Genomic DNA, 24,609 nt, shown 5'->3' with positions numbered 1-24,609 from the left:
ATGCGGGCATCGGGATTGAGCGAGCGGATGACCTTGCGCGCCAGATCACGCTCCTCTTTTGAAGCGGTCGATATCTTGTTCAGCACGACGACATCGGCGAACTCAATCTGTTCAACCAGAAGATCGACAAGCGTGCGCTCGTCATCTTCACCAAGGGATTCGCCGCGATCACGCAGAAAATCGCTCGATGCATAATCCTTCAGCAGATTGGCGGCATCAACAACTGTCACCATCGTATCGAGCCGGGCGACGTCCGAAAGACTGTTGCCCTTCTCGTCGCGAAACTCGAACGTGGCGGCAACCGGCAGTGGCTCGGCTATGCCGGTCGATTCGATCAGCAGATAATCGAAGCGTCCCTGAGCTGCCAGTTGTGAAACCTCCTTCAGGAGATCATCGCGCAATGTGCAGCAGATGCAGCCATTGGTCATTTCGACCAGCTGTTCATCCGTGCGGGAGAGATTGGCGCCGCCCTCACGAACGAGGGCGGCATCTATATTCACTTCACTCATATCATTGACGATCACCGCGACGCGGCGGTTCTCGCGATTATTGAGCACGTGATTGAGCAGTGTCGTCTTTCCGGCCCCGAGAAAACCGGACAAGACCGTAACGGGCAGTCTCTTTCTCATGACTCCGTTCCTCATCAAACTGGGTAGAATCAATCGTGATGGTGGTGATCGAGGTTGAAGGTCAGCGTGGTGAAATAGCTGAGCTTGTCCGCTTCCTTTGAATCAGACAGCGGCCTGGAATAGCCCGCCCCAACGACATTGAGACCCGCGTTGCGGATATTGATCCTGGCGATGCCTTCCGCGTCGGTTTTCACCGGCGCTGCGTGACTGTCATTGACATAATCCGCCGTGACCTCGACGCCTTCCACTGGCTTTCCGTCAAACAGAACCTGCACGGGAAGCTCGTTGCCCGCCTTCAATATTGTCGGGTCCATCAACGGAACGATTTCGAAAGGCAAACCTTGGGCTTCTGGCTTTTTGCGCAGATGATCCAGAATGGCGACAGCAAATTTCTGACTCTGACTGGACTGTTTTGCGCCCGGCACTTCCGATTTCGGCTTGTTGACCCACTTGCCGTCCGGACCTTCGGCCCAGAAGCCATTGTCGAATGTGCCGCTGACCACGACTGCATCCTTGGGCACGCTCAGCAGGGCATGATCTTCCTGTCGTTTGATCTCGACGGCGACATCCTTGCCCTCTCCATTCTTGGCCGTAACCGTCTTGAGCTTCTGCGGGTCATAGGCCTCATCGCTTGCGCCGTGACCGTAAACAACCGCCTGCGTTCCGTGACGTTCTGCAATCCAGATTCCATGAGCACCCGCGATTGCGGGAGCAAGAAAAGTCAAAACGGCACCAGCCTGAAGCGCCTTCACAAAGCTACGCATTCTCTTCTCCTTAATGTTATATCATAACAGATTTAGTGGTGAAAATAGGCGGCCTGAGCCGCCTTTGAGTGTCGAAATGCAAGTTTCGATCCGCTTCAATCAGGTCGACGCGCACTCATTAGAGCATGTCTCCCGAAAGTGGGCACCGGTTTCGGGATAAAGACATGCTTAAAAACAAACAGATAGAGCATTTCCAATGATTCAATTAAAACAGGAGATGCTCTAGTGCCGGGCTGCCCGTAAGTTAAAGCAGGGTCCAGCCCGGCACCGTTGCGACCGCCGCCAAGTTATGGGCGTGCACCTGGCGAGGGCGCGGTCGCAGCTGTTGGCCCTATTTCGACAGACAGTTCTTCAACGAATCCGCCAGATTGCGAATGAGCTGCGGATAGAGATCCGGACCATCCTTCAGTTCTGCCCCCAGCGGATCGAGAACGCCTGTCCTGGCATCCGTTCCTTCGATAACAGTATTCACCAGCTTCGGTTCGAACTGCGGTTCCGAGAACACGCAGGTTGCGCCAAGTGATTTGATCTTCTCGTGAATTTCCTTGATGCGCGCGGCACCCGGCGCCTTTTCCGGGCTGACCGTTATCGATCCAGCCGCCTTCACACCGAAACGATTTTCGAAATACTGGTAGGCATCATGGAAGACGATAAACGGCTTGTCCTTTACCGGCTCCAGTTCGCTGGCGACTTCCTTGGTTAGCGCGTCAATCTTCTCGCCATAGTCCTTGGCGTTCTTTTCATATTGCGCAGCGTGTTCGGGGTCGCTTTCGCCGAGCGTCTTGGCGATATCCGCCGCCAGAACCTTTCCGTTTTGCGGGTCGAGCCAGAAATGCAGATCATATTCACCGTGACCATGGTGATGGTCATGCCCGCTTTCCGATGCTTCGGCGGCATGATTGTGCCCCTTGTCGGCATCGGCGGCATCCTTCTTGTCATCGTGAGCATGGTCATGACCTTCGGCACCATGGTTGTGACCCTCATGGCCATGGTCATGCGCTTCGAACGGACCACCTTCACGGAACTTCAGCTTGGTCAGGCCGTCCGCTTCACCAAGAGCGACAACCTTTGCGCCATCGCCAAGTGTATCGATGGGCTTGTCGAGGAAGGTTTCCATCGACGGCCCGGCCCAGAAAATCACCTTGGCGTGCTCGATTGCTTCGGCATCGGAGGGTTTCAGGCTGTAGACATGTTCGGAACCCGCACCCTGAACGATCAGTTTCGGCTCGCCCACCCCCTGCATGACTGCGGAAACAATGGAATGGAGCGGTTTGATCGAGACCACGACGCCGTCGCGTTCTGCGGCAAGTGAGACATTTGCCGTACCAGCCAGAAATGCCGAGGCTAGGAGGAGGGAGCGGAGATGTTTCATAGTCTCTCTCTTGTACGATAGGGGAGGGGCACCACATTCTTGTGATATGTTATTTTATTACGTTAGTTGCGTTATGCTATAACGTCTGTCATAAGGTGAGGCAACCCCCATTTTGGAAAAATCACAGCGGCGGTTGCGCAATAGAGCGGCAACGGAAAAAGACGCTGGGAAAAATTTCGAATCGGCGGATGATCCGTGCGTGGGACACGAACATACAGGCATTGAAAGCCCGGAATAAATGAGCAGGAAGACCGCCCTCCCCGCCGAAAAAGCGCGGGAAACATTGATTGAACTGAAAGATGCCGGCGTCTATCGCGACGGGCGCTGGCTCGTGCGCAATGTCGACCTGAGTGTTGAGCGCGGGGAGATCGTCACCCTGATCGGTCCGAATGGCGCGGGCAAGAGCACCGCCGCCAAGATGGCGCTGCGCATCCTGAAGCCAGACGAAGGCAGCGTGATCCACGCGCCGGGCCTGCGCATCGGCTATGTGCCGCAAAAGATCAATATCGACCGCACGTTGCCGCTTTCGGTCGAGCGCCTGATGACCCTGACGGGGCCTCTCGCGCGCAAGGATACCGAGACGGCCTTGGAAGTGGTGGGCATTCCGCATCTGGCCAAGGCGGAAATCGCTAATCTGTCAGGCGGCGAGTTCCAGCGGGCGCTGATGGCGCGCGCACTTGCGCGCAAACCGGACCTCATGGTGCTGGACGAACCGGTGCAGGGCGTCGACTTTTCCGGCGAGGCTGCATTGTACGAACTGATTGCGAAACTGCGCGACGACACAGGCTGCGGCGTGCTGCTGATTTCGCACGACCTGCATCTGGTCATGGCGGCGACCGACCGCGTCATCTGCCTCAACGGGCATGTATGCTGCAGCGGGACGCCGCGCGATGTGACGGCGAGCCCTGAATATATGCGGCTGTTTGGCAGCCGGGCCGTCGGACCGCTTGCCGTTTATGAGCATCATCACGATCACACGCATCTGCCGGACGGGCGCGTGCTTCATGCCGACGGTTCCGTGACGGATCACTGCCACGCCGATGACGGCCATCATCATGACCATGAACACGGGCATGATCATGAACATCATCATCACGAAGGGAGCGCGCCGCGTGCTTGACGATTTCTTCACCCGCGCCATCATCGCCGGTGTCGGGCTTGCGCTCACGACCGGACCGCTCGGCTGCTTCATCGTCTGGCGGCGCATGGCCTATTTCGGCGATACCATGGCGCATTCCGCCCTGCTCGGCGTGGCGCTGGCGCTCATTTTCGACATCAATATGATGATCGGCGTGTTCGCCGTTGCCGTGGCGATTTCAGCCATTCTGCTGCTCTTGCAGCGCCGACACACATTGTCGGCGGATTCGCTGCTCGGCATCCTGTCCCATGCCACGCTGTCGCTTGGCCTCGTCCTCGTTGCCTTCATGACATGGGTGCGCGTCGACCTGCTGTCGTTCCTGTTCGGCGATATTCTGGCTGTCTCGCGAATGGATATCGCCTTCATCTATGGCGGCGGGGTGTTTGTGCTGGCGGTTCTGGCCTGGTTGTGGCGTCCTTTCCTTGCCGCCACCGTCAGCGAGGATATTGCCCGCGCCGAAGGCATGAACCCTGCCCTGTCGCGCATTGTTTTCATGCTGCTTCTGGCCATCGTCATCGCCATTGCGATGAAGATCGTCGGAATTCTATTGATAACCTCGCTGCTGATCATTCCGGCAGCGACGGCACGCCGCTTTTCCTCCACACCCGAACAGATGGCCATTCTGGCCTCACTGATCGGTGCTGCGGGGGTTATCGGCGGACTTTATGGTTCCATTCATTTCGACACGCCATCCGGCCCTTCAATCGTGGTCGCGGCGCTTGCCATTTTCATTTTGAGCCTGCTACCCCTACATAAGAGGGAACAGGCATCACCGAAACGGATCGCTGGACAATGAGCACGCATCACCATCATCACGCCCCGCAGGACCTCACCCGCAATCAGACACTGGTTTTCGACGTTTTGTCCAAAGCGGAAGGCCCACTCAGCGCCTATACGATCCTCGACCAGTTGCGTGACGACGGTTTCCGCGCGCCGTTGCAGGTCTATCGCGCACTGGAAAAGCTGCTCGATTACGGGATGATTCATCGCCTTGAAAGCCTCAACGCCTTCGTTGCCTGCGCGCATCCGCAATGCCATCAGCAGGGTCTGGTGGCTTTCGCGATTTGCGAGAAATGCGGTCAGGTGACGGAATTCTCCGACGCGGCGATCGAGAACCTTGTCAGCGCCTGGAGCCTTCAGAACGGTTTCAAGTCGCGCAAGACGACGCTGGAGCTGCGCGGCCTCTGCGAAGCCTGTGGCGAGCACTGACAAACAGGAACCTGTTCAAGGTAACCATGTCCGCAAAATCCCGGTTTAAAAAGTAACGCATCGGCAATCGAAACCTGCTAGATTAGTCTCAGGGGAATAGCAGGTAAGATTTTGATATGGCACGGGTTAAGCCATCCCATGAACGTCGTAGGGAAGAGAGACAGCGTACAAGGCTGCGCTCCGGAAAGATCGTGGGGCTCGATGGGCGTTTCATCATCGAATGCCAGTTCAGCGATATCGCGCCCCATGGCGCCAAGCTGAGAACTGTCGAAGTCCCGACCCTGCCCGAACGCTTCTGGCTGTTTGACGATTATTACGGACGCGCGCTTCTGGCCCGCGTGGCCTGGCGGGATGGTCGTGAAATGGGTGTGGAGCTTGTATCCGACCCGGCCGTCGCACCGCTCGACGACGAGCGCCTCGCTCAGCTTGCAGGAAAATACTATTCGCTGTGACTGACAGGCTCTGCGTTGGCCTGCTTCTCTGACTGCTTGGCCGGTGCCGTCGGTGTCGGCGTGCCGCGCATGTTCATGGCACGGATTTCTTCCGCTGAAATATAGTTGAACTGCTCGACCAGAAGGTCCTTGATGACCGGCTCGGGGAACCGCGCATTGAGATCGGTGATGATCGAGGCACGAACGTCCTCGAAACTCACCTTCTCAACCTCTTTCGTATCCGAATAGCTGCCATAGAATTTACGGAATATCTCATCGTTGATGAAGAATTCGAGCGGCACGGTCAGCTTCTTGCGAATGTTCGAATCGACCGTGTAGACAAGCTGCGTCACCACATAACCGGCGACGCCGCCGTTCGAGATGATCGGCACGCTCATCACATCTGTCTTGACGTAATCCACGCCGCCAAATCCACTGGTCGCCGCCTGCGCCTCACCCGAAGATGAGACGTTCTGGCGAACCGCCAGGAAAAGCGAGCCGAAAGCGACGGCACAAATCCACAGACCGATGGCAATGATGCGGATCATCGTGCGTGACCGAGCCTCACACTCTGCATGCTGTAGGTGCCGTCCGCTTCCTGCGTTTCCAGCGCACCGCGAATGAGATCAGCCAACTCACCGACGGCCCGCAGATGCAGCTGCAGCGCTTCGCAATTCTTCTCGAGCTTCTGCTTCAGGCTGTCGAGCAGCGGCTGAAGCCGCTTCATCGTCGCCGGTTCGGCAGCACTGGCCGCTTTCTTGATCGCCTTGTTGAAATCATAAAGCCCACGGCTCTTGCGGGAGTTGATTTCCGCCAGATCCGGATTGCCGCCCTCCAGAAGAAGACGCGTTTCAGTATCGATGACATCTTCCAGACGTTGGATTGCCCGCACGACCGGCTTCAATGTGGGGTTCTCGGCCGGTTCCTCTGCCAGCGCCTGACCCGGTTCGCTCGTGACAGTGACGATTTGCGAATCCTCTGGCGGCAGGCTGTTTTCAGAGCTTGTCTCGGTCATTTAGGGGTCCTCAATTATGAAGCATGGCGGACGCTATGGTTGCGGGCCAATCAGCCGCGCGCGCTGTCCGTATCGCTGTTGTTGTCGAGTTGCTTTTGAATGAGCTTGCGTTCGAAGCCATGCACAATGTCCTTCGATACGCCGTTCTGGCCCACACTTTCTCCCAGATTATTGATCACGTCTCCTAACGCTATCGTCGTCGGCGCGTCTGCCCGCCCGTTGCGCGCCGCCTGTTCCTCAAGCAACTTGGCAATGCCGACACCGCCGCCATCCGCCATCTTGTTTGCCATGGCTTCCGCCATCATGGACTTCCAGTATTCACCGGCAATCCCCTTCCCGAAGGTCGCCGTCGTGTCACTGGTGAACATCGACTGCACGAAGGATTGCAGCATGAAGGCCTCGAACTTGCGATAAGCCGGACTGGCCGCATTCTGCGCATCCGGTCGCACGCTGACCCCACCCGCAAGGCTGTCGGAAAAGCTGGCGAAATTATCCCGCGTCAGTCCACCACCGGCGGCGGGTGCCGCCATTGTGGCTGCCCCAGTGGATGCCACCATGGTCCCGGATGCGGACGGCGCTCTCAGCCGTTCCGCCGCCATGCGATAGGCTTGCGGATCGGCGGCACGCGCCACGTCCATCACCAAATCTGACGGCGGGTTGATCGCCATGCATCTCTTCCTTCTTTTAGAGCGCGTTTCGATCTGATTGCATCAGATCGACGCTCTAAGGGCTAATTCTGCCGCGCATCTTGTCCAAAAACCGCTTCGCACTTTTTGGGACGCGTTCTGATCGTCCTTGCGCGCATCTTGTCCAAAAATCGCTTCGCACTTTTTGGGATGCGCTTTGTTACTTGCACCATAATGGGTCAAACTTGACTGAAACTTGTGCGTGCGTTCAGCCTCGATTTTGCGCTCAATCAGGGTTTTGCGAGCGATTTGTCGTTTTCCGGCTAATAAATTCCTCGATCAGGCTGGAAAGTTCGCGCCGTTCGCGATCATTTTCAGCATCCGTCAGCCGCTCTTCCAGCAACCCGACACGTCTTTGTTCCTGCAGAAGTGCTTTGCGCTGTGATTCGAGACGCTGCCCGAGCTGCTGCGATTCGGCGGCATTGGTTCCAAGACGCTTGATGAGCAGCGATGGATCGATATCGAGCGTATCGCCATCATAGCGGCGATTCTGCATGGCGATGAGCGCCTCCCGCTCCTCATCCAGCGCGTCCTTGCGTGCATTGGCTGCGGCAAGAGCCTGTTCCAGCCGGGCGCTTCTGAGTTTTTGCAGTTCAATCAGCTTTTTCAGATTGCGTGGATTCGTCATGGCCACCCCTAAAACAGCTCGCGAAGCTGCGTCGCAGTTTCGTTGGTGAAGAAGCGCAGGAGTTCCGGCAGGATGAAATAGACCACCAGCAGCCCTCCCCCCAGCACGAATGGCATCGATACGAAGTAAACCGGTATGGTCGGCGTCAGCTTGTTCACCAGACCGATGGCGAAGTTGACGAGAATCGCAAAAACGATGAACGGCGCTGCAATACGCAGTGTTGCCAGAAAAGCCGCCGAAAGCGCATCGGTGAAATCGATCATCGCCGCATCGGGGCGGAACTGCCCGTCAACCGGAATGGCCACATAGGAATTGAGCAGCGCCCGGAAGATTTCCAGATGCATATCGGTAATGAAGAACAGGAACAGTGCGCTGAAGGTGACGATGGTGGCAAGTGTCGCCTGCGGTTCGCTTTCGGTGATGGCATCGGCAGGCGAGCCGGAATATCCGACTGAAACCGCCATCGTGCTGGCCATGAATTGCAGCGCCCAGAAATAGATATGCGCCAGAATGCCGATCACCGCGCCGACGAACATTTCGCTCGCCATCAGGCGGAACAGGGTCCACGGCTGCCCGGCATCGACAACGGTAACGATACGCTGCAACACCAGCGGCAGGACCGCGAATGAGCAGGCCAGTGCGATGTAGAGCCTGACCTGCAACGGAATGCGCGCACTCGAAAGCCCCGGCATCAGCATCAGGCACGCGCCAATGCGGCAGAACGCCAGAACGGCGGCCAGAATGATTTCGTTGAGCGGCAGTTGCGCGACAGGCACTCAAGGCCCTTTCATTATATGAAGCAATAACTAATCCCCTCGCCCTTCGAGACGCCAAGCCTCGACAAGCTCGGCATGGCTCCTCAGGATGAGGGGTGTGGACGCTAGAACTCTTTCCTCATCCTGAGGAAGTGCCCTGAGCGCGGGCAGGGCGTCTCCAACCCTCGCTCCCCTCATCCTGAGGAGGTGTCCTGAGCAAAGCGAAGGGAACCGTCTCGAAGGATCAGAGGATCGACGAACGCTGTCCTCTTACGAAATCGCGCCGAGTGACTTCACCTCCACGCCACGTGCGATTTCGACATGGGACAAGACAGGCAGGGTGGCGAACAAGCGCTCGATAATCATGCGAATGTATGGCCGCGCTTCCGGTGACGAAACCAGCACGAAACGTTCGCCATTGTCGAAATGCTTACGAATGACGGTGGAGGCCTCGGTGCCGAACTGTTCCAGCAGGCGCGGATCGATGTCGAATTCGACGATTTCACCTTTGGCGTCACGCTTGAGGCTCTGGTGGAAGACCAGATCCCAGCGATTGCCGAGACGCAGAACATTCAGCACGCCATTGTCGGAAAGATCGCCGCAAATCTGCTGCGCCATGCGCATGCGAACATGTTCCACGATCATTTCCGGGCGGCGAACGAGCGGTGCGATTTCCGCAATGGCTTCAAGGATCAGATGCAGGTTGCGGATGGAAATGCGTTCGGCGAGCAGCAGCTTCAGCACCGCCTGCAGGCCCGAATAGGAAATATGCGTCGGGCAGATATCTTCCAGAAGCTTGCGATATTCAGAGCCGAGACGGTCCAGCAGAATGCGCATATCCTTGTAGGAAAGAAGCTGGGCCAGATTGTTGCGGACGATTTCGCTCAAATGTGTCAGCAGGACTGAGAGATTGTCCACGGTCATATAGCCATCGCGGCGGAGATCGGACGCAAAGGTTTCCGGCACGGAATAGGCGCGCATACCGAAGGCCGGTTCGCGCACTTCCTCACCCGGAATGGATGGGATCGGGCGGTCGCCAAGCACGACAAGCGTTTCACCGACGCGCAGCTCGTGGCTGGCGACTGCCGTGCCGTGAATCTTAATGCGATAGCTTTTCGGCAGAAGCGCGATATCGTCCGTGACCTTGATTTCAGGGATGACGAAACCGTATTCCTGCGCGAACTTGCGGCGCATCTTGTTGACGCGATGCGCCAGCTCCTGCTGCGATGCGATCAGGCGGGCGGAAAGCTGCTTGCCGAGGCAAAGCTCGATCTGGTTGGTTTCGAGCGACGCCTTGACGGAATTGCGCTCCTGCTCTTCCGCTTCGCGCTGCTTCTTGCCGGCCTCGTTGGCTTCCGCCTCGCGCTGGTGCGCTTGTCGACGGGGTACGGCAATACCGATGAAAGCCATTGCGCCACCGAGCATAAAGAACGGGAAGGCTGGCAGGCCCGGCATGATGCCGAGGACGAAGAGCAGCATCGCCGCAACCAGAAGCGCCTTCGGATAGGCACCCAGCTGACCGAAGATCGCCTGATCGGCGGAGCCGCGTGTGCCGCCCTTCGACACCAGAAGACCGGCGGCAAGCGAGACGATCAGGGCCGGAATCTGCGTTACCAGACCATCGCCGACCGACAGCTTGGTGAAGACATCGGCTGCGTGCGCAATATCCATATCGTGGCGCGTAGCGCCGATGATGATACCGCCGAAAATATTGACGGCGGTGATGATGAGACCGGCAATCGCATCGCCACGCACGAATTTCGAAGCACCGTCCATGGAGCCGAAGAAGGAGCTTTCCTCTTCCAGCTCGCGACGGCGGCGCTGCGCTTCCTTTTCATCGATCAGGCCGGACGACAGGTCGGCATCGATGGCCATCTGCTTGCCGGGAATGGCATCGAGGGTGAAGCGCGCACCCACTTCCGCGATACGCGTCGCGCCCTTGGTGATGACGAGGAAGTTGACGATGATGAGAATGCAGAAAACGACCAGACCGATGACGAAGTCGCCGCCCATCACGAATTGCGAGAAACCGTGAATCACGTGTCCTGCGGCGAGATAGCCTTCATTGCCGTGGGTGAGAATCACACGTGTCGTCGCGATATTCAGCGACAATCGCATCATGGTGGCGATCAGCAGCACCGTTGGAAAGGCGGAAAAGTCTAGCGGGCGCTGAATCCAGAGCGCAACCATCAGGATCAGGACCGAGAAGGCGATCGAAAATGCCAGGCCGATATCCAGCACGACAGCCGGAACAGGCAGGAAAAGCACGGTCAGGATGATGATGATGCCAACCGCCAGCCCCATATCGCTGCCGGTCAGAAGTCCGCTTTTCATCAAGGGTTTAGCCGCTGCCTGCTGCACATCCATCTCCTGTTTCGGGACGGACCTTAGCTCGCGAAGCTTGCGCGAAGGCTACGTGCTAGAACCCCTTCTCGATACGAGAATAGGCCAGCAGCGTGAAGGAGTTGATCTGCGCACCGACGAACGGCGCGGTGAGGGCCAGCACGACGAAAATGACGATGATCTTCGGCACGAAGGTCAGCGTCATTTCCTGAATCTGCGTCAGCGCCTGGAAAAGTGCGATGCCGATGCCTGCAAGCATGGCGGCAAGCACCGCCGGACCGCTTGCCATAAGCACGGTCCAGATCGCAGAATTGACGATATCAAGCGCGTCGGCTTCGTTCACCGCATCGGTCCTAGCTGATCTTGACGCCTGCACCGATCATCAGCGTCTTGCCGTCTTCCAGTTCGGCCAACATGCCGTTTGACTGGATGGTAACGGATTTCACGACGCCCGATATGCTGCCATCGGCATTGGTCAGCGTGCGACCGATCCAGCCTTCGGCCTGTGTCAGAGACGTATTGGCGATCAGCGTTTCAAGCTTGCTGTTCATCTGCACGGCCTGCTCGACATTGGAGAAGGTCGCAAGCTGCGAAACATATTGCGTCGCGTCCATGGGCTGCGTCGGATCCTGATTTTGCATCTGGGTCACCAGAAGTTTCAGGAATGAATTGTAATCGACGCTCGCCTTGTTGGCCGCGGAATTGCTGTTGTTCGTCGTGTTGTTATTCGTCGTATTTGTGCCAATCGGCGGTGTCGTGGTCATGGGTTTGCCTCCGCAGATTTCCGGGTCGCAGCCACGGGCAAAACAGGGCTCTCAAGGCCCATTAGTTCGGCCTCGCGTGGATATTGCGCGCGAATTGTCTTGAGCGCCTCGAAAATGCGCCCGTTATGCACCAGCTCGTCGACCAGCTTCAGCGCATTCAGGATTTCCGCATCCTTGAACGTCGAGAACATGCCTTTCAGCATCTGCGCGAAAGTGGAGTGGGCCTGTTCGCGCATGGCCGGTTCGATCAGCATCATCTGCGCGGCGAAATAGAGCTGGCGCAGCGGCGTGGTCGTGTCTTCCGGCTGGAGAACATGGTTTTCCAGAAGAAAGGTCGCATCGTTCAGGAGTTCGAGCGAGACCTTGCGGTCGGCTCTCAGTACGGCACCGTTGATGAAGATTCGTTCGCCCGCGCGCAGCGAAAGGCGAATGGCCGGTTTTCCGTTTGGGGTCATTTCAAAGCCCATCCCGGATCGATTGTGTGATCTCGATCAGCGTGGCGTAATCATTGCTTTCGCCCTGACGGATGCGCTCGATTTCCTTCAGCACGAAAATACCGACGGAAATGATCGCAGCCTTCAGTTCCTTCGGCAGCACATTTTCCTCGGACCCCAGATCATCGATGATCGTGGTCCAGAGCTTTGTCGTGAAATAGGTCGCGTCAATTGCCTCACGCGAGCCGCTGCCATTTGCCTTCGCCGCCTCGAGCATTGCGATGGAACGGTCGAACAATGCCCGCTCCCGTTCCTTGGCGCTCGCCATATCGTCATTCATGACATCTTCGTAGCGCATCTGATACATGGTTTCTCCGTCTATCAGTTCGGACGGGCTCGCATCATGCTGCGTCCGTCCTCATTTCATCTCAACTATCTGAGATAGTTGAGCAGGCTCATATTCTGCAGCTGAACCGTCAGCGAATAGGACGTTTCGATCTGTGTCTTCAGAGCGTTGACGCGTGTCGCCGCTTCATAAGGATCGACTTCTTCCAGATTGAGAACGGACTGGTTCAGGATCTTTTGCTGCGCCACGATGCGCGTGGTTGCAGCTTCGGTGCGCGACTGGGCGAGACCAAGCGTCGTCTGTTCCGAGGTGGTTTCGGTGATCGCCGTCGTCGTCGTCTGCATGGCCTGATGCGTCAGGGCTTCAAAAGCCGAGTTATTGAGGCCGATGGTTGCGAATTCGGCCACCATGACCGCCGACATGATGGTCTTGCGGAAACCGTCAGCATTGGCCGAGATCGATGTATCCGCCGTTTCTGTCGGCGAAATACGGCTCTTGATCACCGTGTCCGATGCATCCGACCAGTTTGCGGCCCAGTTGGCATCGTTGAACTCGTCAGCGAAATCACCTTCCAGAAAGGCCTTCATTTCGTCGCCGGTGATGTTCGCCACCTGCGGATCGTCGATGGCAAAACCGAAATGCGTCTGAAACGCCTGGCGCACCGCTGTCTGCGCGGCGCTGCCTTCGGTATAGTCGGCAACCGGCTTCACATCAGTGTTTACACCGGCAAAGATATATTCGCCGTTATAGCTGGTGTTGAGCAGACCGGTGACGGAGTTGAGAATAGACTTTGCCGACTTCGCAATCGTGGAGGCACTTTCGGCGGTATTGTTGGCGCCCGTCAGGTCGCCCAGAAAGTTCTGCGTGTTCTCGATGATCGTGCCGGCAGCGGTCTGCGTCGCATTCATGCGCTGCTGCACCAGCTTGTTCATGTCTGTAAGCACGCTCAGGCGATCATATTCCTTGCGCAACGATACGGTCTGGCCAGACTTGGAGCCAAGCGACAGACCAACATCGAACACGGTTCCCGTGGTCGCTTCCTGCTGCGCCTTCAACATTTCGGCCTTGTTCTTCGCCACAAGGGCTCGCAGGGCTGACGTTGCGCCATAGGTGGAAATCGATTGCGCTTTCATTGGCCTCACACCGCGTTGAGAAGATCGTCGAGCATTGCGCTGATCGTGGTCAGCACCCGGCTCGATGCCTGATAGGAATGTTCAAGATCGAGAAGCAGCGCCATTTCAGTATCCATATCGACACCATTGGCGTTGGAAAGGGCTGCGTCTGCCTGGCTGGCAATCGTCGCATTATAGGAGAATTCGCTGTTGGCCTTCTGGCGCTTGCCTTCAAGCCAGCTGATCGATGATGAGCTGTAGTCCGTCAGGCTGGAGTTTGTCGCCAGACCCGCCACCGAATTGAAAGTCATCGGCTCGGAGAATGCTTCGTTGAGCGCACGCAGGCGATCGCTGAAACCTGCCCCACCTTCAGTATTGTATTTGTAGTCAGGTCCGTTGGCCCCACCGTCGCGCAGAAGAAGTGAGCTCCCGCCTTCCGACGTAACGAAGGCCGACGACACCTTGATAGTGCCTGCAATGCCTGCCGAGACGCCCGCACCGGGAACATCCGGCGAACCGGCCCAGCTGAACAGGCCCGTCTTGTCCGCGCCAACGCCGGTCTGGTCGCTTTCGGCGAACATCGTCACCAGATTGCGCGCAATCTCATCAAGCTGCATCTGATATTGCGGGGCGATCTGGTCACGCAGCTGCAGCAAGCCGCTCAGGCGACCCGTTCCATAAGGCTGGTCGAATGTCTCGTGGTTGAGCGGAACGCCATCCACCAGTACCGCCTTGCCGGCAATACCCGGCGCCAGCACAGTCGATTGCTCGAAGCTCACCTTGCGCGCCGTGGTCTCAAAGAGTGTCACGCCGTTCTCGGCAAAAATGACCATGTCATTATCGCCGCGCATCATGGTGGTGATGCCGATCTCGCCGGAAAGCTGCTTCAGGATCGAGTCGCGCTGATCCATATAGTCGGAGACATCGCGATTGGCGCGCGTACCGCCGACGATCTCCTGATTGATCTTTTCGAACTTGGCGAGAAGATCATTGATGTTGGCGACGGAATCCGCGATTTCACGGTCCGCATCATTGCGCAGCGACTGAACCTGCTTGGTTCCGGCATTGAGCGCATTGGCAAGCGATTGCGCCGTGGAGACAACACTGTCGCCAAGCGCGCTGTTGGACGGAGAAGCGGCAAAGGTCTGGAGTGCATCACGCAAATCGCCGATCAGTGCCGATGGCGAACCGGAATAATTATCTGCCGAATAAAGCGACGAAAGGCGGTCAAGCCCGCCTGCGAGAATGGAAGAGGAAGAAGCCGTACTGTTGGACTGGATGAACTTGTTGAACAAGGCTTCATCCGCCGACCGGCTGATGCCCACGTAAAGAGAACCGTAGGGCCCCGATACGAGAGAAGCCGTGCGCCGGGAATAATCCGGATCGTTGGCGCCCGCAATATTGCGAGAGACAACGGAGGTCTGCTTGGACGTTGCCGCAAGCGAACTTTTGGCCGTCAGAAGAGCAGAACTAAGCGACATCTTACCCCATCCTACAAGTGCATCCCCGAAAAGCGCGAAGCGGTCTCGCGTCCGGAAATGCGGCTAAAACAAACACCTGGAAAGCCCCTGATAATTCCGCTGATATCGGAACTGCCCCATGTGCGGACCGTGTCTGTTGCCTGAACGGTCCGTATTCTCAATGCTGCAATTCCGGGGAAGACTTTTTCGCCATCCCCGGAATCGTCTCGATTTATCTCTTCAGATTGACCAGCACGTCCATCAGTTCGGAACCGGTCTGGAATACTTTCGAATTGGCCGTATAACTGCGCTGCGCCTCGATCATGTCGGTCAGTTCCTGCGCAATATCGGCGTTGGATTCCTCCAATGTGCCCGACATGACCTTGCCCATGCCGTCGCTCTGCGGGAAACCGAGGCGGACATCGCCCGAGTCCGCGCTCGGCAGGAACACGTTGCCGCTCACAACCGTCATGCGATCAGGGCTTGCCACATTGGCCAGCGGAATACGCGCCAGAACCTTCTGTGTGCCGTTTTCGTAGATGGCGACGACCGAACCGTCATTGGCCACATCCACGCCCTTGACCGCAGATGGTGCCTGACCGTTAATCTGCGCCTGCGAAATGGTGTAGTCACCTGCGCGCTGCGTGGATGCACCCAGATTGAGATTGAGATTCTGACCGCCATAGGGTCCAAGATCAACCGCAACACCACCGGCAGACGTCATGTCGCCTGTTGTCGGATCGAATGTCAGCGTCGTCGGACCACCGACCACTGCATCGTCGGCAGCATTCTTGACCGTGACGCTCCATTCATCCGCACCGGTCTTGGTGAAATAAACGTCGAGCGTGATCTTCTCGCCCTTGTCATTATAGGAAATCAGCGACGTCTTGTGATTGAACTCACCCGCCGCCGGGATCTGATCGGTAGACGGCAAATTGACCGTGAAATTGCCAGACGTGCTGGCCTCCGGCGGAAGTGCTGCACTGTTGACATTGATGATGTTCAAACCGGCCATTGTCAGCGCGCCAGCCGGGTCGTTCGGGCCCGCGCCCAACAGATAATAGCCGGCTGAGTTGACCAGATTACCGTTCTTGTCGGGAACGAAGGAGCCAGCACGGGTCAGGAAGGTCGAGCCGTCCGCCCCCTGCACCACAAAATAGCCGTTGCCGTCGATGGCAAGGTCTGTCGTGGACGATGTGGAGCGGATGCCGCCCTGGTCGGAAATGCCGTAACGAACATCAGTCAGAACGCTGCCGGAATTATACTGTCCGCCAGTGCTGGGCAGAACGAGCGACGAAAACTGGGTTTCCGCACGCTTGTAACCGACGGTGCTCGCATTCGCGATGTTGTCAGCGACCGCCGACAGGCGGTTCGCCTGCGCGTTCATTCCCGAAACACCGGTCCGCATCATACCGTAGAGGCTCATTGGCAGCTCCTGATTAGTTGTAGCAACCAGCTCAAAGTCCGAAACCATCGGGCTGGAATTCGTGAAACCGAGCGACTGAATCGGCACACCGATCCAATCATCCGCGGTAAAGCTAATGGACCACGCTTGCGTGAAACTGTAGCCTCGGGATTTTCTACGCTTTTACTGAGGGGACCGGCACGATTTCAGAAATCCGCAAATGCGCTCGAAATCGCGATACTGGGGATTATGGAGATGCAGCAATATCATTCGATATTGATGCAGTAGCCGAGGAAGCGCTTGGAATCGATCGGATCGAAACCCATCTGCTCACGCAGCTTCTTCCGCAACTTGCTGATATGGCTTTCAACGACGTTTTCTTCGACTTCACTGTCGAAGATGCCGTAGATCGCGCTGAAAATCTGCGCCTTGTTGAGGCGACGACCGCGATTGGCGATCAAATATTCCAGGATGCGGCGCTCGCGACGCGGCAGTGGAAAATCGATGCCATTGATCTGCGGATCACGACCATCGGAGAAAACACGGATCGGGCCGAGCTCAGTGCCGCTGTCGTTGGAAGCAGCTGATGCACCTGCACGGCGGCGGATCGCATTGATGCGCGCAAGGATTTCACGCACATGCACCGGTTTGCGAACAACATCGTCAACCCCGGATTGAAACAGCTCAAGTGTATGTTCAAGCGAGGGGCGATCGTTGACGGCGATGACGGGCGCCTTGCAGCGTTCACGAATCCGGGCTGGAAGGCGATGCTGATCTGCACATTCGCCGATCAGAAAAGCTTCGACAGCCATAATATCCTGTTGTGGAACGCTCTCGACCCATTCGTCGAAATCGGTAGGGGTAAAACCTGTTGTCGTGATGCCTTCGCGACCGAACCAGGAAGAGTATCCTTCAGTCACTATGTCTCTGTCGTCTACGACAACAATCATCGGCCCGCCTTCCGAATCAATATGTTAGCCCAAGCACGATAGGAATAACTGGCAGGAGGAATCAGCAACAATGGCAATTAGTTGCCCGCAATATATTGGGAGGCAATTTAGTACATTCTAATTTAATGGGAATCGCACTGATTGCAATGCGCCTACCTCTTTAGACGTAAGAACCTTAACCAGATGTTAACGGCTCACGAACTTTTACGATTCTTTACAAGGGCTTAAAAATCCGCGTGCTAATTTAGCTTCCACCGGACCCGGCAATCACAGGTTGAATATAGACAAACCGAGTGTATCTGACGTTCTGTTACAACCTGTAAAATTCCAAGGGATCCGTGTTCAGCCAAAGCAGAAGCTTCGCGCCTGTGGCGTCCAGTTTCCGAAGCCGGTGGCGACCATATTCGTCATCACGCGACAGACATAACGCTTCTGGGCGGGGTCGTTGTTCGGGCCTGCGTGATAGCGCGCAACCGCCATCGTCCAGTTGCCTTCGCGCTGTCGAAGCTGCCGCAGAAAACGCGCCGCATAATCAACATTGAGGCTCGGCATCAGCATCGCGGCGACCGACGGAAATTCCTTGCCGTGATAATAATAGTTGATCTGCATGCAACCGAGGTCGACCAGCTTCGCACCTTCGGCCCGCACTTCCTCGAAGCGTCTCACCGCCGCCATTTGCGATGGCATAAATTCGGCACGGCCTTCAATATTCATCGCATAAGGTTGCAGCGAGTTCTTGCGACCGGTTTCCGTGAGGCCGACCGCGTAGAGTATGCCAAGCGGCACATCGTAGCGGGCGGATGCCCGGTGCATTTCACGCTCGCAGATATTTTCGGCGCGGGCCGGGCTGCTATCAGACAACCAGACCGCGGCCGCGGCCATCATTGCGAGAAATGCCGCTCCCGCTGTCCTGAGCGGTTTGCATGTCCGAACGCTCGCGTCCTGCCTGACCGGATTCGCCATTCTGCCTGCCCTCGCCGCCCATAAAACCCGCCTGTGCCTCAGCGCCGTTTCGCCCGTCGAAGCCCTGCTGCATGTTGAAAGCTTGCTGCTGACCCGGTTGCTGGCCCGGTTGCTGGCCACTGGCCTGTTGCTGGCCCGCATTCTGCGATGCCTGTGCCTGCTGCACGGCACCCGCCGCGTTGCGGTCGGCGACAGTCACTGAAATTTTCGCATCGTCTGCAATGCCCGCCGCTTTCAGTGCTTTCTCAATCATCAAGCGGTCAGCGGCGAGCGCTTCCGCCGCATGGGTCTTTTCAGCGACGAGATGCACCTCGATACCTTCCGACGCCACACGGATACGCGCCGTCACCGCTCCAAGCTCAACCGGATCGAGCCTGATCTGCAAGGTCTTGACCGTTCCGAAGCTGCGCTCGGAAACCACCTGAATGTCAGCTATCCGGGCTGCTGCCTGCGATGGCGTGGTGGCTGCCTTGATGTATGCAGGCGCGTTACCCTTTGCGGGTGGCTGCTGCTGGATATCGGTTCTGTCAGGCATTTGACCCGACTGCTGCTGTGCCGACCCCTTATCCGTTTTCAGAAGGCTGGCGAGATCGTCTGGAGCGTTTTCGGCCTGATTGTCGCCGGTAGCCTTCGGTGCGTCCTGATTGATTGCCTGATCCGGTTTGGTGCTGGCCGTCAGGATTGCTGCAGCCTTCGAAGGCACTGTTTCAGGCGTGCGCTTCTTCAGATCGGCCTGCAGCTCGCCCCCCTGCCCCTCGACCTGTTTCGGATCGATGTCTTTAATTAAGGCAGAAAGCGGATCGGGGGCATTTGTGTCGTTTTTTGCAGTATTCGGCGTGGAAAAACTGTGATTTGCCCCTTTCAATTCAGGCGAAGAAGCGTCCAAAGAAAGGAGATTTTGTGGCAGGGCAAACAGAGCGACCGGCTTTGAACCTTCCTCATCCTTCGTATCTGTCTCATCCGAACCCGCATTGGCTTCGCTGTCGCTCTTCTTTTCGACCTTGCCCTGAGGCTTTTCGAGAAGCGAACTGAACAATTTTGCCGGGTCAGCATTATCCTGCGCCTCACCCTCGGCTTTTGCCTGGGAAGGACCTGAATTTCGGGCGAGCGAAGCAAGTCGGCTGGTGGAATTCAGCAAAATATCAATGCTCATTGAACGGTCTTTCCTAGCAAGGCATCGATCTCGGCGAGCTTGCGCCGCGCATCTTCCATCGTTTTCTGCAAGTCGTCTTCCGGCTGGTTCTTGACCGGCTTCATGCTAACCGCCGCCGGGGTCGGCTCAGGTTTTACGACCTCATGCTCCTGCGAATCCGCCACTGCCATTGGCGGCACATCCCGTTCGGTGAGAGCGGGTTTTGCAGGCGGCAAAGCATCTGGAGTGCGTGTAACCACCGTGCCGACCGCTTCAGCGGCCTTCAACAATTTCCGGTCACGCTCCTGCAATTTGTCGGGTGAAATCTGCGACAGTTCACGCAGCGCGCTGCCCGCCGAATCCGAAGCCACATCGCTTGCAGCAGCATAAAGATTGGCGCGGGTAGGGTCGGCCTTCAGCCTGTCAGCAAGTTTCTTCGCCTCTGCCGACATGAAACGCGCCCGCTCCGTCTGGCCATCTACAAGCGCACCGCGCGCGATTTGCAGATAAAGCGAATATTGCATCACCGGATCGGCAGAGCCGATCAGTTTTGCCAGCTCCGCATTGCCGATACGGTCGTTGAGTTTCACCGCAGCATCGACAAATTGCGCCATGAAATCACGCATATAGGGCGAACGCGGAAAGCGCTGGAGATAGTTTCGCGACAGGAGCCTGATCTTGTCGGCATCGCCGAGCTTGGCCGCAATCGGCATCGAACGGCGGATTGCCGCCTCCTCAAACAAGGTGCCCGGCGCATCGAGTCGCACCTGATCAAGCCGCATCAAGGCCGTCGCTGGGTCGAAGGCGGTCATCTGGCTAGCGGTGACAAGCACGATGGATGCCTTCAGTTCCGCTGGAACATCAGGCGAAAGCGGGACCGAGAAAAGTTTCACCACCTCAATCGTCTGGCCGGAAGCATAGGCCAATGCGCCCTTGACCAGCTCCGGCGGCACCGCATCGGTCTTGAGGTCGGCAAGAACCTTGCGCACCGCTTCCGGATTGCCGCCGTTGAAGAGATAGATGATCGCCGCATAGACATTTTCCGGATTGCTCCAGACGTCATTCGACGCTCGGCCCATATCCGCGCTGACAAAGCCCAGAAGCTTGTTCAGCATCACCACCGCCTCCGGTTTTCCGGCGACGACCTGATCCTGCAACATGCGCAGCGAACGCACGAGCTTGTAAGGCTCCAGCACCGGCAGCGCGCGGGTCTCAGCCAGTGTTTGCATTTGCGAAAAAGCCGGGTACGCCGCTCCCATCAGGGACAAGCCTGCAACACATGCCAGCAAGGAGCGCTTGGCGAGCCGCATCATGGGGCAGACTTGAGAAAGATATCAATGCGGCGGTTTTCAGCCGCATTCGGATCGCTGGCGTTCTTGGGCTGGCGGTCAGCATAGCCTTCAACGCGCAGCACACGCTTTTCATCGAGCCCGCCGCGAACCAGCATGTAATAAGCCATCTGCGCCCGCGCCGAAGACAGACGCCAGTTATCATAGGTCGCGCTCTTGAACGGGCGCGCATCCGTATGCCCACTGATGATGACTTCACCCGGCTGGCGGGAAATCACCTGCGCTATACGCTCCAGCATCTGCACCACGCGGGCATCCGGCTTGGCCGAGCCGATGGTGAACATGCCATAATCGATCTTGTCGGTGAGCTGGATCATCACACCGCCATCGACCGGGACGACCGTCACATCCGGCATCGGCTCGGCCTTCTTCGCCTCAACGCCGTCTTTCGCGGCTTCGCCCTCAGCTGCCTTCTTCAGGTCGGCAATAAGCTGCTCCTGCGTTTCTGCAGGCTTTACAGTCTCCTCCGGCTTCGGCTGTGCTGTTTCCAGCTTAGGTGGTGCGGCAGGCGCAGCATCAGGCGGGGTCAGGTCATCGACAGCCTTGCTCGACCAGTAATCCGGGCTGAACGGATCGCGATAGGCTTCACCGCCTTCGGCACCCGTTGCCGGACCGGATTGCGACGTGCCGCCATCGCCCTTGGCCGACTGGTTCTGCAGAACACCGGTTTCATGAGCCAGTTCCGAGAGGACTGCATAGGGTTCGCGGAAAAGCTGGCGCTCTTCCTGGTCGCTTGGCGGCGCAACCGTCGTATCGTTGATGACCTTCGTGCTGTTTTCGATCTTCTGGTCGCTCTCATAGCGAACCTTGCCGTCTTTTTCCTCGACGTCCTGCACGCCTTTGGAGCTTGAATGCCGGTCCATCAGCTTGACGGGGTTGAAATAGCTGGCAACCGCTGCCTTGGTTTCCTCATTGGCGGCATTGATGAGCCACATGACGAGGAAGAAGGCCATCATTGCAGTCATGAAGTCGGCATAGGCAATCTTCCACACGCCACCATGATGGCTGTCATGATCGTCGTGCCCGCCCCGGCGAACAATGATGATCTCACGTTTGGTTTCGGGATCGATGCTCATTGAACCGCAGCCTTCAATTCTTCAAGAAGCGGCGCGATGCGCGTTTCAAGCTTCCGGTCGCCAAAGGAAAAGGAAAGTTCTTCCGCCCCGGTTTCTGAAAACCGGCAACCTGACGGCAGCAGAGCCGCATGATCGCGAAGCGGCACAATCAGTCGCGCCGGACCGGAGATTTCCGGTGCTTCGCCATCGAGCGCCAGCGCCGCAATGCGCCGCGCAAATTCCGCGACCGCCTCACGCTCCATCTTTTCCGCCAGCAAAGGCATCAGGATTTCGGCGATCTGACCGGAAAAGTTTCGTTCAAGCGCGGTCAGCGCTTCGGTCAGACTACCCGCCAAGAGCAAGGCCTGCTCACGCGAAAATGCAGCGCGCAATGTCTCGATCTCGGCCTCATGCTCGCGCAAAAGCCGCGTCTTTTCAGCGTCGTAAAGCGCCTGGGCTTCCCGGTGGCCGTCCTCGCGCCCTGCTTCGAATGCCAGGCGCTTTTCTTCCTCGATGGCGATGATGGCGGCGACTTCGGCCTGCTCGGCAGCGGCGGCTTTCTCAGCCGAGACGGGGCGCTTCGCTCCATCGCCGCCTGCCTGTGGCGGGGGTGTGTCTTTCAGCGGCATCTGCGGCGCAGGCGCAGCAATGATCTCGATCGCCTCATCCTCAATATGATGGGTCGAAAAATCGGGAAGATAACGGCTGAGGGAAAGCGCGCTCATCGTCAGGCCGCCTCAAGCTCCGGCATGGCCGAAGCCTTTACGGCCGATTCCCTCAATGGCTGGGCTTCGCGGCTCGCGGCGGTTTCGTGAATCCACTGCTTGAGAATGGAGGCGACGCGTTCCTCATCCATGTCGATCATCTGCTCCAGACGTAGCTTGGCAGGCATGCGCATGCGCTGGCGAAGATCGCTGAGGCTGGTCTTCATCTGATCGGCATAGGCCTCCGGTCCACCGATGACAGCCTGCACGCCTTCACCAGCCGCCTGACCGCCGACGAAATTCGGCATTGCCACTTCACTCGTCTCGCGGACTGCCACTTCCGTACCGGTTGGCTTGGCATTCTGGTCACGCAGCAGCGGACGCAGACCGAACCAGATCAGGAGACCAACGGCGGCAAGGATTGCAAGCGCATTGACATAAGAGCCGCTCTGGCGAAGCACAGTATCGGTCCACGGCGTGGAGACCGGCTCCATATCGGCACCGGCAGGGTCGAGGAAGTTCACCGCCGTCACATTAATGACGTCACCGCGATCCGCATTGAGACCGGCAGCCGTTGCAACGAGGTCGCGGATCTTGGTGATCTGCTGATCGACGAAATTGGCAGGCGGCGGTGTGGTACCCGCAGTTTCCAGAAGGCGCGCCTGATCGATGACCACGGCAATGGACAGCCGCTTGACGGTATAACCGTCGCTGACGGTGGAGACAGTCTTGCTGTTCATTTCGTAATTGGTCAGTTCCTCGCGGCGGTCGGTCTTTTCCGTCGAGCTTTCGCCGTTGCGGTTCTGGATTTCTTCCTGCGGAATGTTCTGTTCCACACCGGTTGCATTGTCGTTACGATTGTTGCGGGAATCGCCGCTTTCACGGACAACACGTACGGAACGCTCGACGCGGGATTCAGGATCGTAAGTCGTCTCGTTGATCTGGCGGCGGTCCGTATCGAGCACGGCCTGAACGCTCGTCTGGAAATGGCCAATGCCGAGATAGGGCGCAAGCGCCTTGCGGATGCTGTCATCCACATTGCCTGCAACCTGCTGTTCCAGCGAGGCGGTCATGAGGGCTGCGCCATTGGCAGCTTCGCCTGCCGATGCCAGCAGACGGCCGTTGGTGTCGAGAACAGTGACGGCGGAAGCATCAAGCGACGGGACGGCAGCGGCGACCAGTTGGCGGATGGACTGTGCGGATTCGGCAGCAAAGCCGCCTTCGGCGCGGATGACGACCGAGGCGGACGGCTTCTGGTCGCCACGACGGAACGAGCCTTTTTCTGCCATGACTATGTGAACGCGCGCGGCTTTCACACCACGAATGGCCTGGATGGTGCGGGCGATTTCGCCTTCAAGCGCACGCACGCGGGTGATTTCCTGCATGAACGAGGTGAGGCCGAGCGAACCCATATTGTCGAACAGCTCGTAACCGGCATTGTTCGAGGTCGGCAAGCCCTTTTCAGCCAGATACATGCGGGCATTTTCAGCCTTGCCGATGGGCACGAGGATGGACGAGCCGTCAGCCTTCACGTCGAAAGGAATGCCTGCTTCACCGAGCGCAAGGCCCATGCGGTTCACGTCGTCACGCGAAAGGCCGACATAGAGCGTCTCGTAGGATGGGCGGCTCAGATAGATGCTCGTATAGAGGATCGCGCCCATGAGTGCCGCGCCCACCAGTCCGAGCGCGATGAGTTTTCGCGCGCCGAGCTTGCCGAGCGTACCCTTGAGCTGTTCGATCAATTGCTGGAAATTCTGCTGCATCCACACCACCGCCATAATGATGCATGCAAACTAGCCCGCGAAGCTTGCGCGAAAGTGGCGGCTGATGAAGCAAGTGCTTCCGGAAACTGGTATTGAGCGCAAAGAATTGGGGCGCGGAATAAATCCCGCGCCCCGTTTTCCGCCCAAAGACATCCGATCCGATCAGGTCGGTTCGGATGCGAACCCCTGATTTACCTGAGAA

At 57.6% G+C, this 24,609-nt stretch carries 27 protein-coding genes (1 of these 27 cut by a window edge); 4 read left to right on the top strand and 23 right to left on the bottom strand.

Annotated features, from left to right (window positions below):
* From zigA to znuA, 3 genes are all read right to left on the bottom strand, one after another.
* Window positions 1-629: the 5' portion of a zinc metallochaperone GTPase ZigA gene (zigA, locus tag OHI65_RS05340; protein ID WP_125301721.1), read on the bottom strand. Its footprint begins 577 nt before the window's first position; 629 of the gene's 1,206 nt are visible here — the first part of the coding sequence; it begins with the start codon at window positions 627-629; its stop codon lies beyond the left edge, outside the window.
* 29 nt (window positions 630-658) lie between these two features.
* Window positions 659-1,393 (bottom strand): DUF4198 domain-containing protein, encoded by a 735-nt coding sequence (locus OHI65_RS05335; RefSeq protein ID WP_125301724.1) that lies wholly within the window; start codon window positions 1,391-1,393, stop codon window positions 659-661.
* A 331-nt stretch (window positions 1,394-1,724) separates the two neighbouring features.
* Window positions 1,725-2,765 (bottom strand): zinc ABC transporter substrate-binding protein ZnuA, encoded by a 1,041-nt coding sequence (gene znuA / locus OHI65_RS05330; protein ID WP_125301726.1) that lies wholly within the window; start codon window positions 2,763-2,765, stop codon window positions 1,725-1,727.
* 238 nt (window positions 2,766-3,003) lie between these two features.
* On the opposite strand from znuA, the gene OHI65_RS05325 reads away from it, so the two are divergent.
* The 4 genes from OHI65_RS05325 (at window position 3,004) to OHI65_RS05310 (ending at window position 5,564) form a co-directional block, all read left to right on the top strand.
* Complete coding sequence (locus OHI65_RS05325) at window positions 3,004-3,885, top strand: metal ABC transporter ATP-binding protein (RefSeq protein WP_125301729.1); 882 nt, start codon at window positions 3,004-3,006, stop codon at window positions 3,883-3,885.
* The gene (znuB, locus tag OHI65_RS05320) at window positions 3,839-4,699 is read left to right on the top strand and encodes a zinc ABC transporter permease subunit ZnuB (protein ID WP_040128583.1); all 861 of its coding nucleotides are present in this window, start codon (window positions 3,839-3,841) and stop codon (window positions 4,697-4,699) included. The genes OHI65_RS05325 and znuB overlap by 47 nt, the downstream gene beginning before the upstream one ends.
* Window positions 4,696-5,112 carry a Fur family transcriptional regulator gene (locus OHI65_RS05315; protein WP_010660758.1) on the top strand — a complete coding sequence of 139 codons (417 nt, stop codon included), beginning with the start codon at window positions 4,696-4,698 and terminating at the stop codon, window positions 5,110-5,112. Before znuB ends, OHI65_RS05315 begins: the two co-directional genes overlap by 4 nt.
* 116 nt (window positions 5,113-5,228) lie before the next feature.
* Entirely contained in the window at window positions 5,229-5,564 is a 336-nt protein-coding gene (locus tag OHI65_RS05310) for a PilZ domain-containing protein (RefSeq protein ID WP_010660757.1), read from the top strand.
* Here OHI65_RS05310 and OHI65_RS05305 read toward each other — a convergent pair.
* The 20 genes from OHI65_RS05305 to fliF all read right to left on the bottom strand — a co-directional run bounded on the left by OHI65_RS05305 (window position 5,552) and on the right by fliF (window position 24,422).
* Window positions 5,552-6,091: a hypothetical protein gene (locus OHI65_RS05305; protein WP_010660756.1), complete on the bottom strand. Its 540-nt coding sequence runs from the start codon at window positions 6,089-6,091 to the stop codon at window positions 5,552-5,554. The genes OHI65_RS05310 and OHI65_RS05305 overlap by 13 nt on opposite strands.
* The gene (locus OHI65_RS05300; RefSeq protein ID WP_010660755.1) at window positions 6,088-6,558 is read right to left on the bottom strand and encodes a hypothetical protein; all 471 of its coding nucleotides are present in this window, start codon (window positions 6,556-6,558) and stop codon (window positions 6,088-6,090) included. The genes OHI65_RS05305 and OHI65_RS05300 overlap by 4 nt, the downstream gene beginning before the upstream one ends.
* A 50-nt stretch (window positions 6,559-6,608) precedes the next feature.
* A complete protein-coding gene (locus tag OHI65_RS05295; RefSeq protein WP_125301731.1) occupies window positions 6,609-7,226 on the bottom strand; it encodes a rod-binding protein in 618 nt (205 codons plus the stop codon).
* Between the two features lie 244 nt (window positions 7,227-7,470).
* Window positions 7,471-7,872, bottom strand: coding sequence for a hypothetical protein (locus OHI65_RS05290; protein WP_125301734.1), 402 nt, complete (start codon window positions 7,870-7,872; stop codon window positions 7,471-7,473).
* A gap of 8 nt (window positions 7,873-7,880) precedes the next feature.
* Complete coding sequence (gene fliR, locus OHI65_RS05285; RefSeq protein ID WP_012093494.1) at window positions 7,881-8,648, bottom strand: flagellar biosynthetic protein FliR; 768 nt, start codon at window positions 8,646-8,648, stop codon at window positions 7,881-7,883.
* Window positions 8,649-8,897: 249 nt separating this feature from the next.
* A complete protein-coding gene (gene flhA / locus OHI65_RS05280) occupies window positions 8,898-10,994 on the bottom strand; it encodes a flagellar biosynthesis protein FlhA (protein ID WP_264358532.1) in 2,097 nt (698 codons plus the stop codon).
* A 52-nt stretch (window positions 10,995-11,046) separates the two neighbouring features.
* Window positions 11,047-11,313 (bottom strand): flagellar biosynthesis protein FliQ, encoded by a 267-nt coding sequence (fliQ, locus tag OHI65_RS05275; protein WP_006469393.1) that lies wholly within the window; start codon window positions 11,311-11,313, stop codon window positions 11,047-11,049.
* Window positions 11,314-11,323: 10 nt separating this feature from the next.
* On the bottom strand, window positions 11,324-11,734 hold the full coding sequence (flgD, locus tag OHI65_RS05270; protein ID WP_010660750.1) for a flagellar hook assembly protein FlgD: 411 nt from the start codon (window positions 11,732-11,734) through the stop codon (window positions 11,324-11,326).
* Window positions 11,731-12,189: a flagellar biosynthesis repressor FlbT gene (flbT, locus tag OHI65_RS05265; RefSeq protein WP_012093496.1), complete on the bottom strand. Its 459-nt coding sequence runs from the start codon at window positions 12,187-12,189 to the stop codon at window positions 11,731-11,733. Before flbT ends, flgD begins: the two co-directional genes overlap by 4 nt.
* A 1-nt stretch (window position 12,190) precedes the next feature.
* Window positions 12,191-12,535, bottom strand: coding sequence for a flagellar biosynthesis regulator FlaF (gene flaF / locus OHI65_RS05260; protein ID WP_010660748.1), 345 nt, complete (start codon window positions 12,533-12,535; stop codon window positions 12,191-12,193).
* A gap of 65 nt (window positions 12,536-12,600) precedes the next feature.
* Window positions 12,601-13,647: a flagellar hook-associated family protein gene (locus OHI65_RS05255; RefSeq protein ID WP_125301740.1), complete on the bottom strand. Its 1,047-nt coding sequence runs from the start codon at window positions 13,645-13,647 to the stop codon at window positions 12,601-12,603.
* A 5-nt stretch (window positions 13,648-13,652) separates the two neighbouring features.
* Entirely contained in the window at window positions 13,653-15,107 is a 1,455-nt protein-coding gene (gene flgK, locus OHI65_RS05250; RefSeq protein ID WP_094515880.1) for a flagellar hook-associated protein FlgK, read from the bottom strand.
* A gap of 211 nt (window positions 15,108-15,318) precedes the next feature.
* Window positions 15,319-16,512, bottom strand: coding sequence for a flagellar hook protein FlgE (locus OHI65_RS05245; protein ID WP_040128577.1), 1,194 nt, complete (start codon window positions 16,510-16,512; stop codon window positions 15,319-15,321).
* A 245-nt stretch (window positions 16,513-16,757) separates the two neighbouring features.
* Complete coding sequence (ftcR, locus tag OHI65_RS05240) at window positions 16,758-17,441, bottom strand: flagellar transcriptional regulator FtcR (RefSeq protein WP_010660744.1); 684 nt, start codon at window positions 17,439-17,441, stop codon at window positions 16,758-16,760.
* A gap of 342 nt (window positions 17,442-17,783) precedes the next feature.
* The gene (locus OHI65_RS05235) at window positions 17,784-18,326 is read right to left on the bottom strand and encodes a transglycosylase SLT domain-containing protein (RefSeq protein WP_012093501.1); all 543 of its coding nucleotides are present in this window, start codon (window positions 18,324-18,326) and stop codon (window positions 17,784-17,786) included.
* Window positions 18,295-19,557, bottom strand: a complete 1,263-nt coding sequence (locus OHI65_RS05230; protein WP_125301743.1) for a flagellar hook-length control protein FliK — start codon at window positions 19,555-19,557, stop codon at window positions 18,295-18,297. The genes OHI65_RS05235 and OHI65_RS05230 overlap by 32 nt, the downstream gene beginning before the upstream one ends.
* A complete protein-coding gene (locus OHI65_RS05225; RefSeq protein WP_125301746.1) occupies window positions 19,554-20,849 on the bottom strand; it encodes a chemotaxis protein in 1,296 nt (431 codons plus the stop codon). The genes OHI65_RS05230 and OHI65_RS05225 overlap by 4 nt, the downstream gene beginning before the upstream one ends.
* On the bottom strand, window positions 20,846-21,961 hold the full coding sequence (locus OHI65_RS05220) for a flagellar motor protein MotB (RefSeq protein WP_125301749.1): 1,116 nt from the start codon (window positions 21,959-21,961) through the stop codon (window positions 20,846-20,848). Before OHI65_RS05220 ends, OHI65_RS05225 begins: the two co-directional genes overlap by 4 nt.
* Entirely contained in the window at window positions 21,958-22,665 is a 708-nt protein-coding gene (locus tag OHI65_RS05215) for a hypothetical protein (protein ID WP_012093505.1), read from the bottom strand. Before OHI65_RS05215 ends, OHI65_RS05220 begins: the two co-directional genes overlap by 4 nt.
* A 2-nt stretch (window positions 22,666-22,667) precedes the next feature.
* Window positions 22,668-24,422 carry a flagellar basal-body MS-ring/collar protein FliF gene (gene fliF, locus OHI65_RS05210; protein WP_040128575.1) on the bottom strand — a complete coding sequence of 585 codons (1,755 nt, stop codon included), beginning with the start codon at window positions 24,420-24,422 and terminating at the stop codon, window positions 22,668-22,670.
* Window positions 24,423-24,609: the final 187 nt, after the last annotated feature.

The sequence above is a fragment of the Brucella sp. MAB-22 genome (assembly GCF_025908475.1).
GTDB lineage: Bacteria > Pseudomonadota > Alphaproteobacteria > Rhizobiales > Rhizobiaceae > Brucella > Brucella anthropi.
The sequence above is the reverse complement of the archived record's forward strand: the minus strand, read 5'-3'. Positions and strand labels throughout refer to the sequence as shown.

Excerpts from the sequence above, each read along its gene's own strand:
- OHI65_RS05225 (WP_125301746.1), bottom strand. The coding sequence starts at position 20,849 with ATGATGCGGCTCGCCAAGCGCTCCTTGCTGGCATGTGTTGCAGGCTTG.
- OHI65_RS05305 (WP_010660756.1), bottom strand. The coding sequence starts at position 6,091 with ATGATCCGCATCATTGCCATCGGTCTGTGGATTTGTGCCGTCGCTTTC.
- flhA (WP_264358532.1), bottom strand. The coding sequence starts at position 10,994 with ATGGATGTGCAGCAGGCAGCGGCTAAACCCTTGATGAAAAGCGGACTT.
- OHI65_RS05295 (WP_125301731.1), bottom strand. The coding sequence starts at position 7,226 with ATGGCGATCAACCCGCCGTCAGATTTGGTGATGGACGTGGCGCGTGCC.
- znuA (WP_125301726.1), bottom strand. The coding sequence starts at position 2,765 with ATGAAACATCTCCGCTCCCTCCTCCTAGCCTCGGCATTTCTGGCTGGT.
- OHI65_RS05235 (WP_012093501.1), bottom strand. The coding sequence starts at position 18,326 with ATGATGGCCGCGGCCGCGGTCTGGTTGTCTGATAGCAGCCCGGCCCGC.
- ftcR (WP_010660744.1), bottom strand. The coding sequence starts at position 17,441 with ATGATTGTTGTCGTAGACGACAGAGACATAGTGACTGAAGGATACTCT.
- flgK (WP_094515880.1), bottom strand. The coding sequence starts at position 15,107 with ATGTCGCTTAGTTCTGCTCTTCTGACGGCCAAAAGTTCGCTTGCGGCA.
- OHI65_RS05300 (WP_010660755.1), bottom strand. The coding sequence starts at position 6,558 with ATGACCGAGACAAGCTCTGAAAACAGCCTGCCGCCAGAGGATTCGCAA.
- OHI65_RS05335 (WP_125301724.1), bottom strand. The coding sequence starts at position 1,393 with ATGCGTAGCTTTGTGAAGGCGCTTCAGGCTGGTGCCGTTTTGACTTTT.
- flbT (WP_012093496.1), bottom strand. The coding sequence starts at position 12,189 with ATGACCCCAAACGGAAAACCGGCCATTCGCCTTTCGCTGCGCGCGGGC.
- OHI65_RS05255 (WP_125301740.1), bottom strand. The coding sequence starts at position 13,647 with ATGAAAGCGCAATCGATTTCCACCTATGGCGCAACGTCAGCCCTGCGA.
- OHI65_RS05325 (WP_125301729.1), top strand. The coding sequence starts at position 3,004 with ATGAGCAGGAAGACCGCCCTCCCCGCCGAAAAAGCGCGGGAAACATTG.
- flgD (WP_010660750.1), bottom strand. The coding sequence starts at position 11,734 with ATGACCACGACACCGCCGATTGGCACAAATACGACGAATAACAACACG.
- OHI65_RS05215 (WP_012093505.1), bottom strand. The coding sequence starts at position 22,665 with ATGAGCGCGCTTTCCCTCAGCCGTTATCTTCCCGATTTTTCGACCCAT.
- OHI65_RS05315 (WP_010660758.1), top strand. The coding sequence starts at position 4,696 with ATGAGCACGCATCACCATCATCACGCCCCGCAGGACCTCACCCGCAAT.
- OHI65_RS05230 (WP_125301743.1), bottom strand. The coding sequence starts at position 19,557 with ATGAGCATTGATATTTTGCTGAATTCCACCAGCCGACTTGCTTCGCTC.
- flaF (WP_010660748.1), bottom strand. The coding sequence starts at position 12,535 with ATGTATCAGATGCGCTACGAAGATGTCATGAATGACGATATGGCGAGC.
- OHI65_RS05310 (WP_010660757.1), top strand. The coding sequence starts at position 5,229 with ATGGCACGGGTTAAGCCATCCCATGAACGTCGTAGGGAAGAGAGACAG.
- fliF (WP_040128575.1), bottom strand. The coding sequence starts at position 24,422 with ATGGCGGTGGTGTGGATGCAGCAGAATTTCCAGCAATTGATCGAACAG.
- OHI65_RS05220 (WP_125301749.1), bottom strand. The coding sequence starts at position 21,961 with ATGAGCATCGATCCCGAAACCAAACGTGAGATCATCATTGTTCGCCGG.
- OHI65_RS05245 (WP_040128577.1), bottom strand. The coding sequence starts at position 16,512 with ATGAGCCTCTACGGTATGATGCGGACCGGTGTTTCGGGAATGAACGCG.
- znuB (WP_040128583.1), top strand. The coding sequence starts at position 3,839 with ATGATCATGAACATCATCATCACGAAGGGAGCGCGCCGCGTGCTTGAC.
- OHI65_RS05290 (WP_125301734.1), bottom strand. The coding sequence starts at position 7,872 with ATGACGAATCCACGCAATCTGAAAAAGCTGATTGAACTGCAAAAACTC.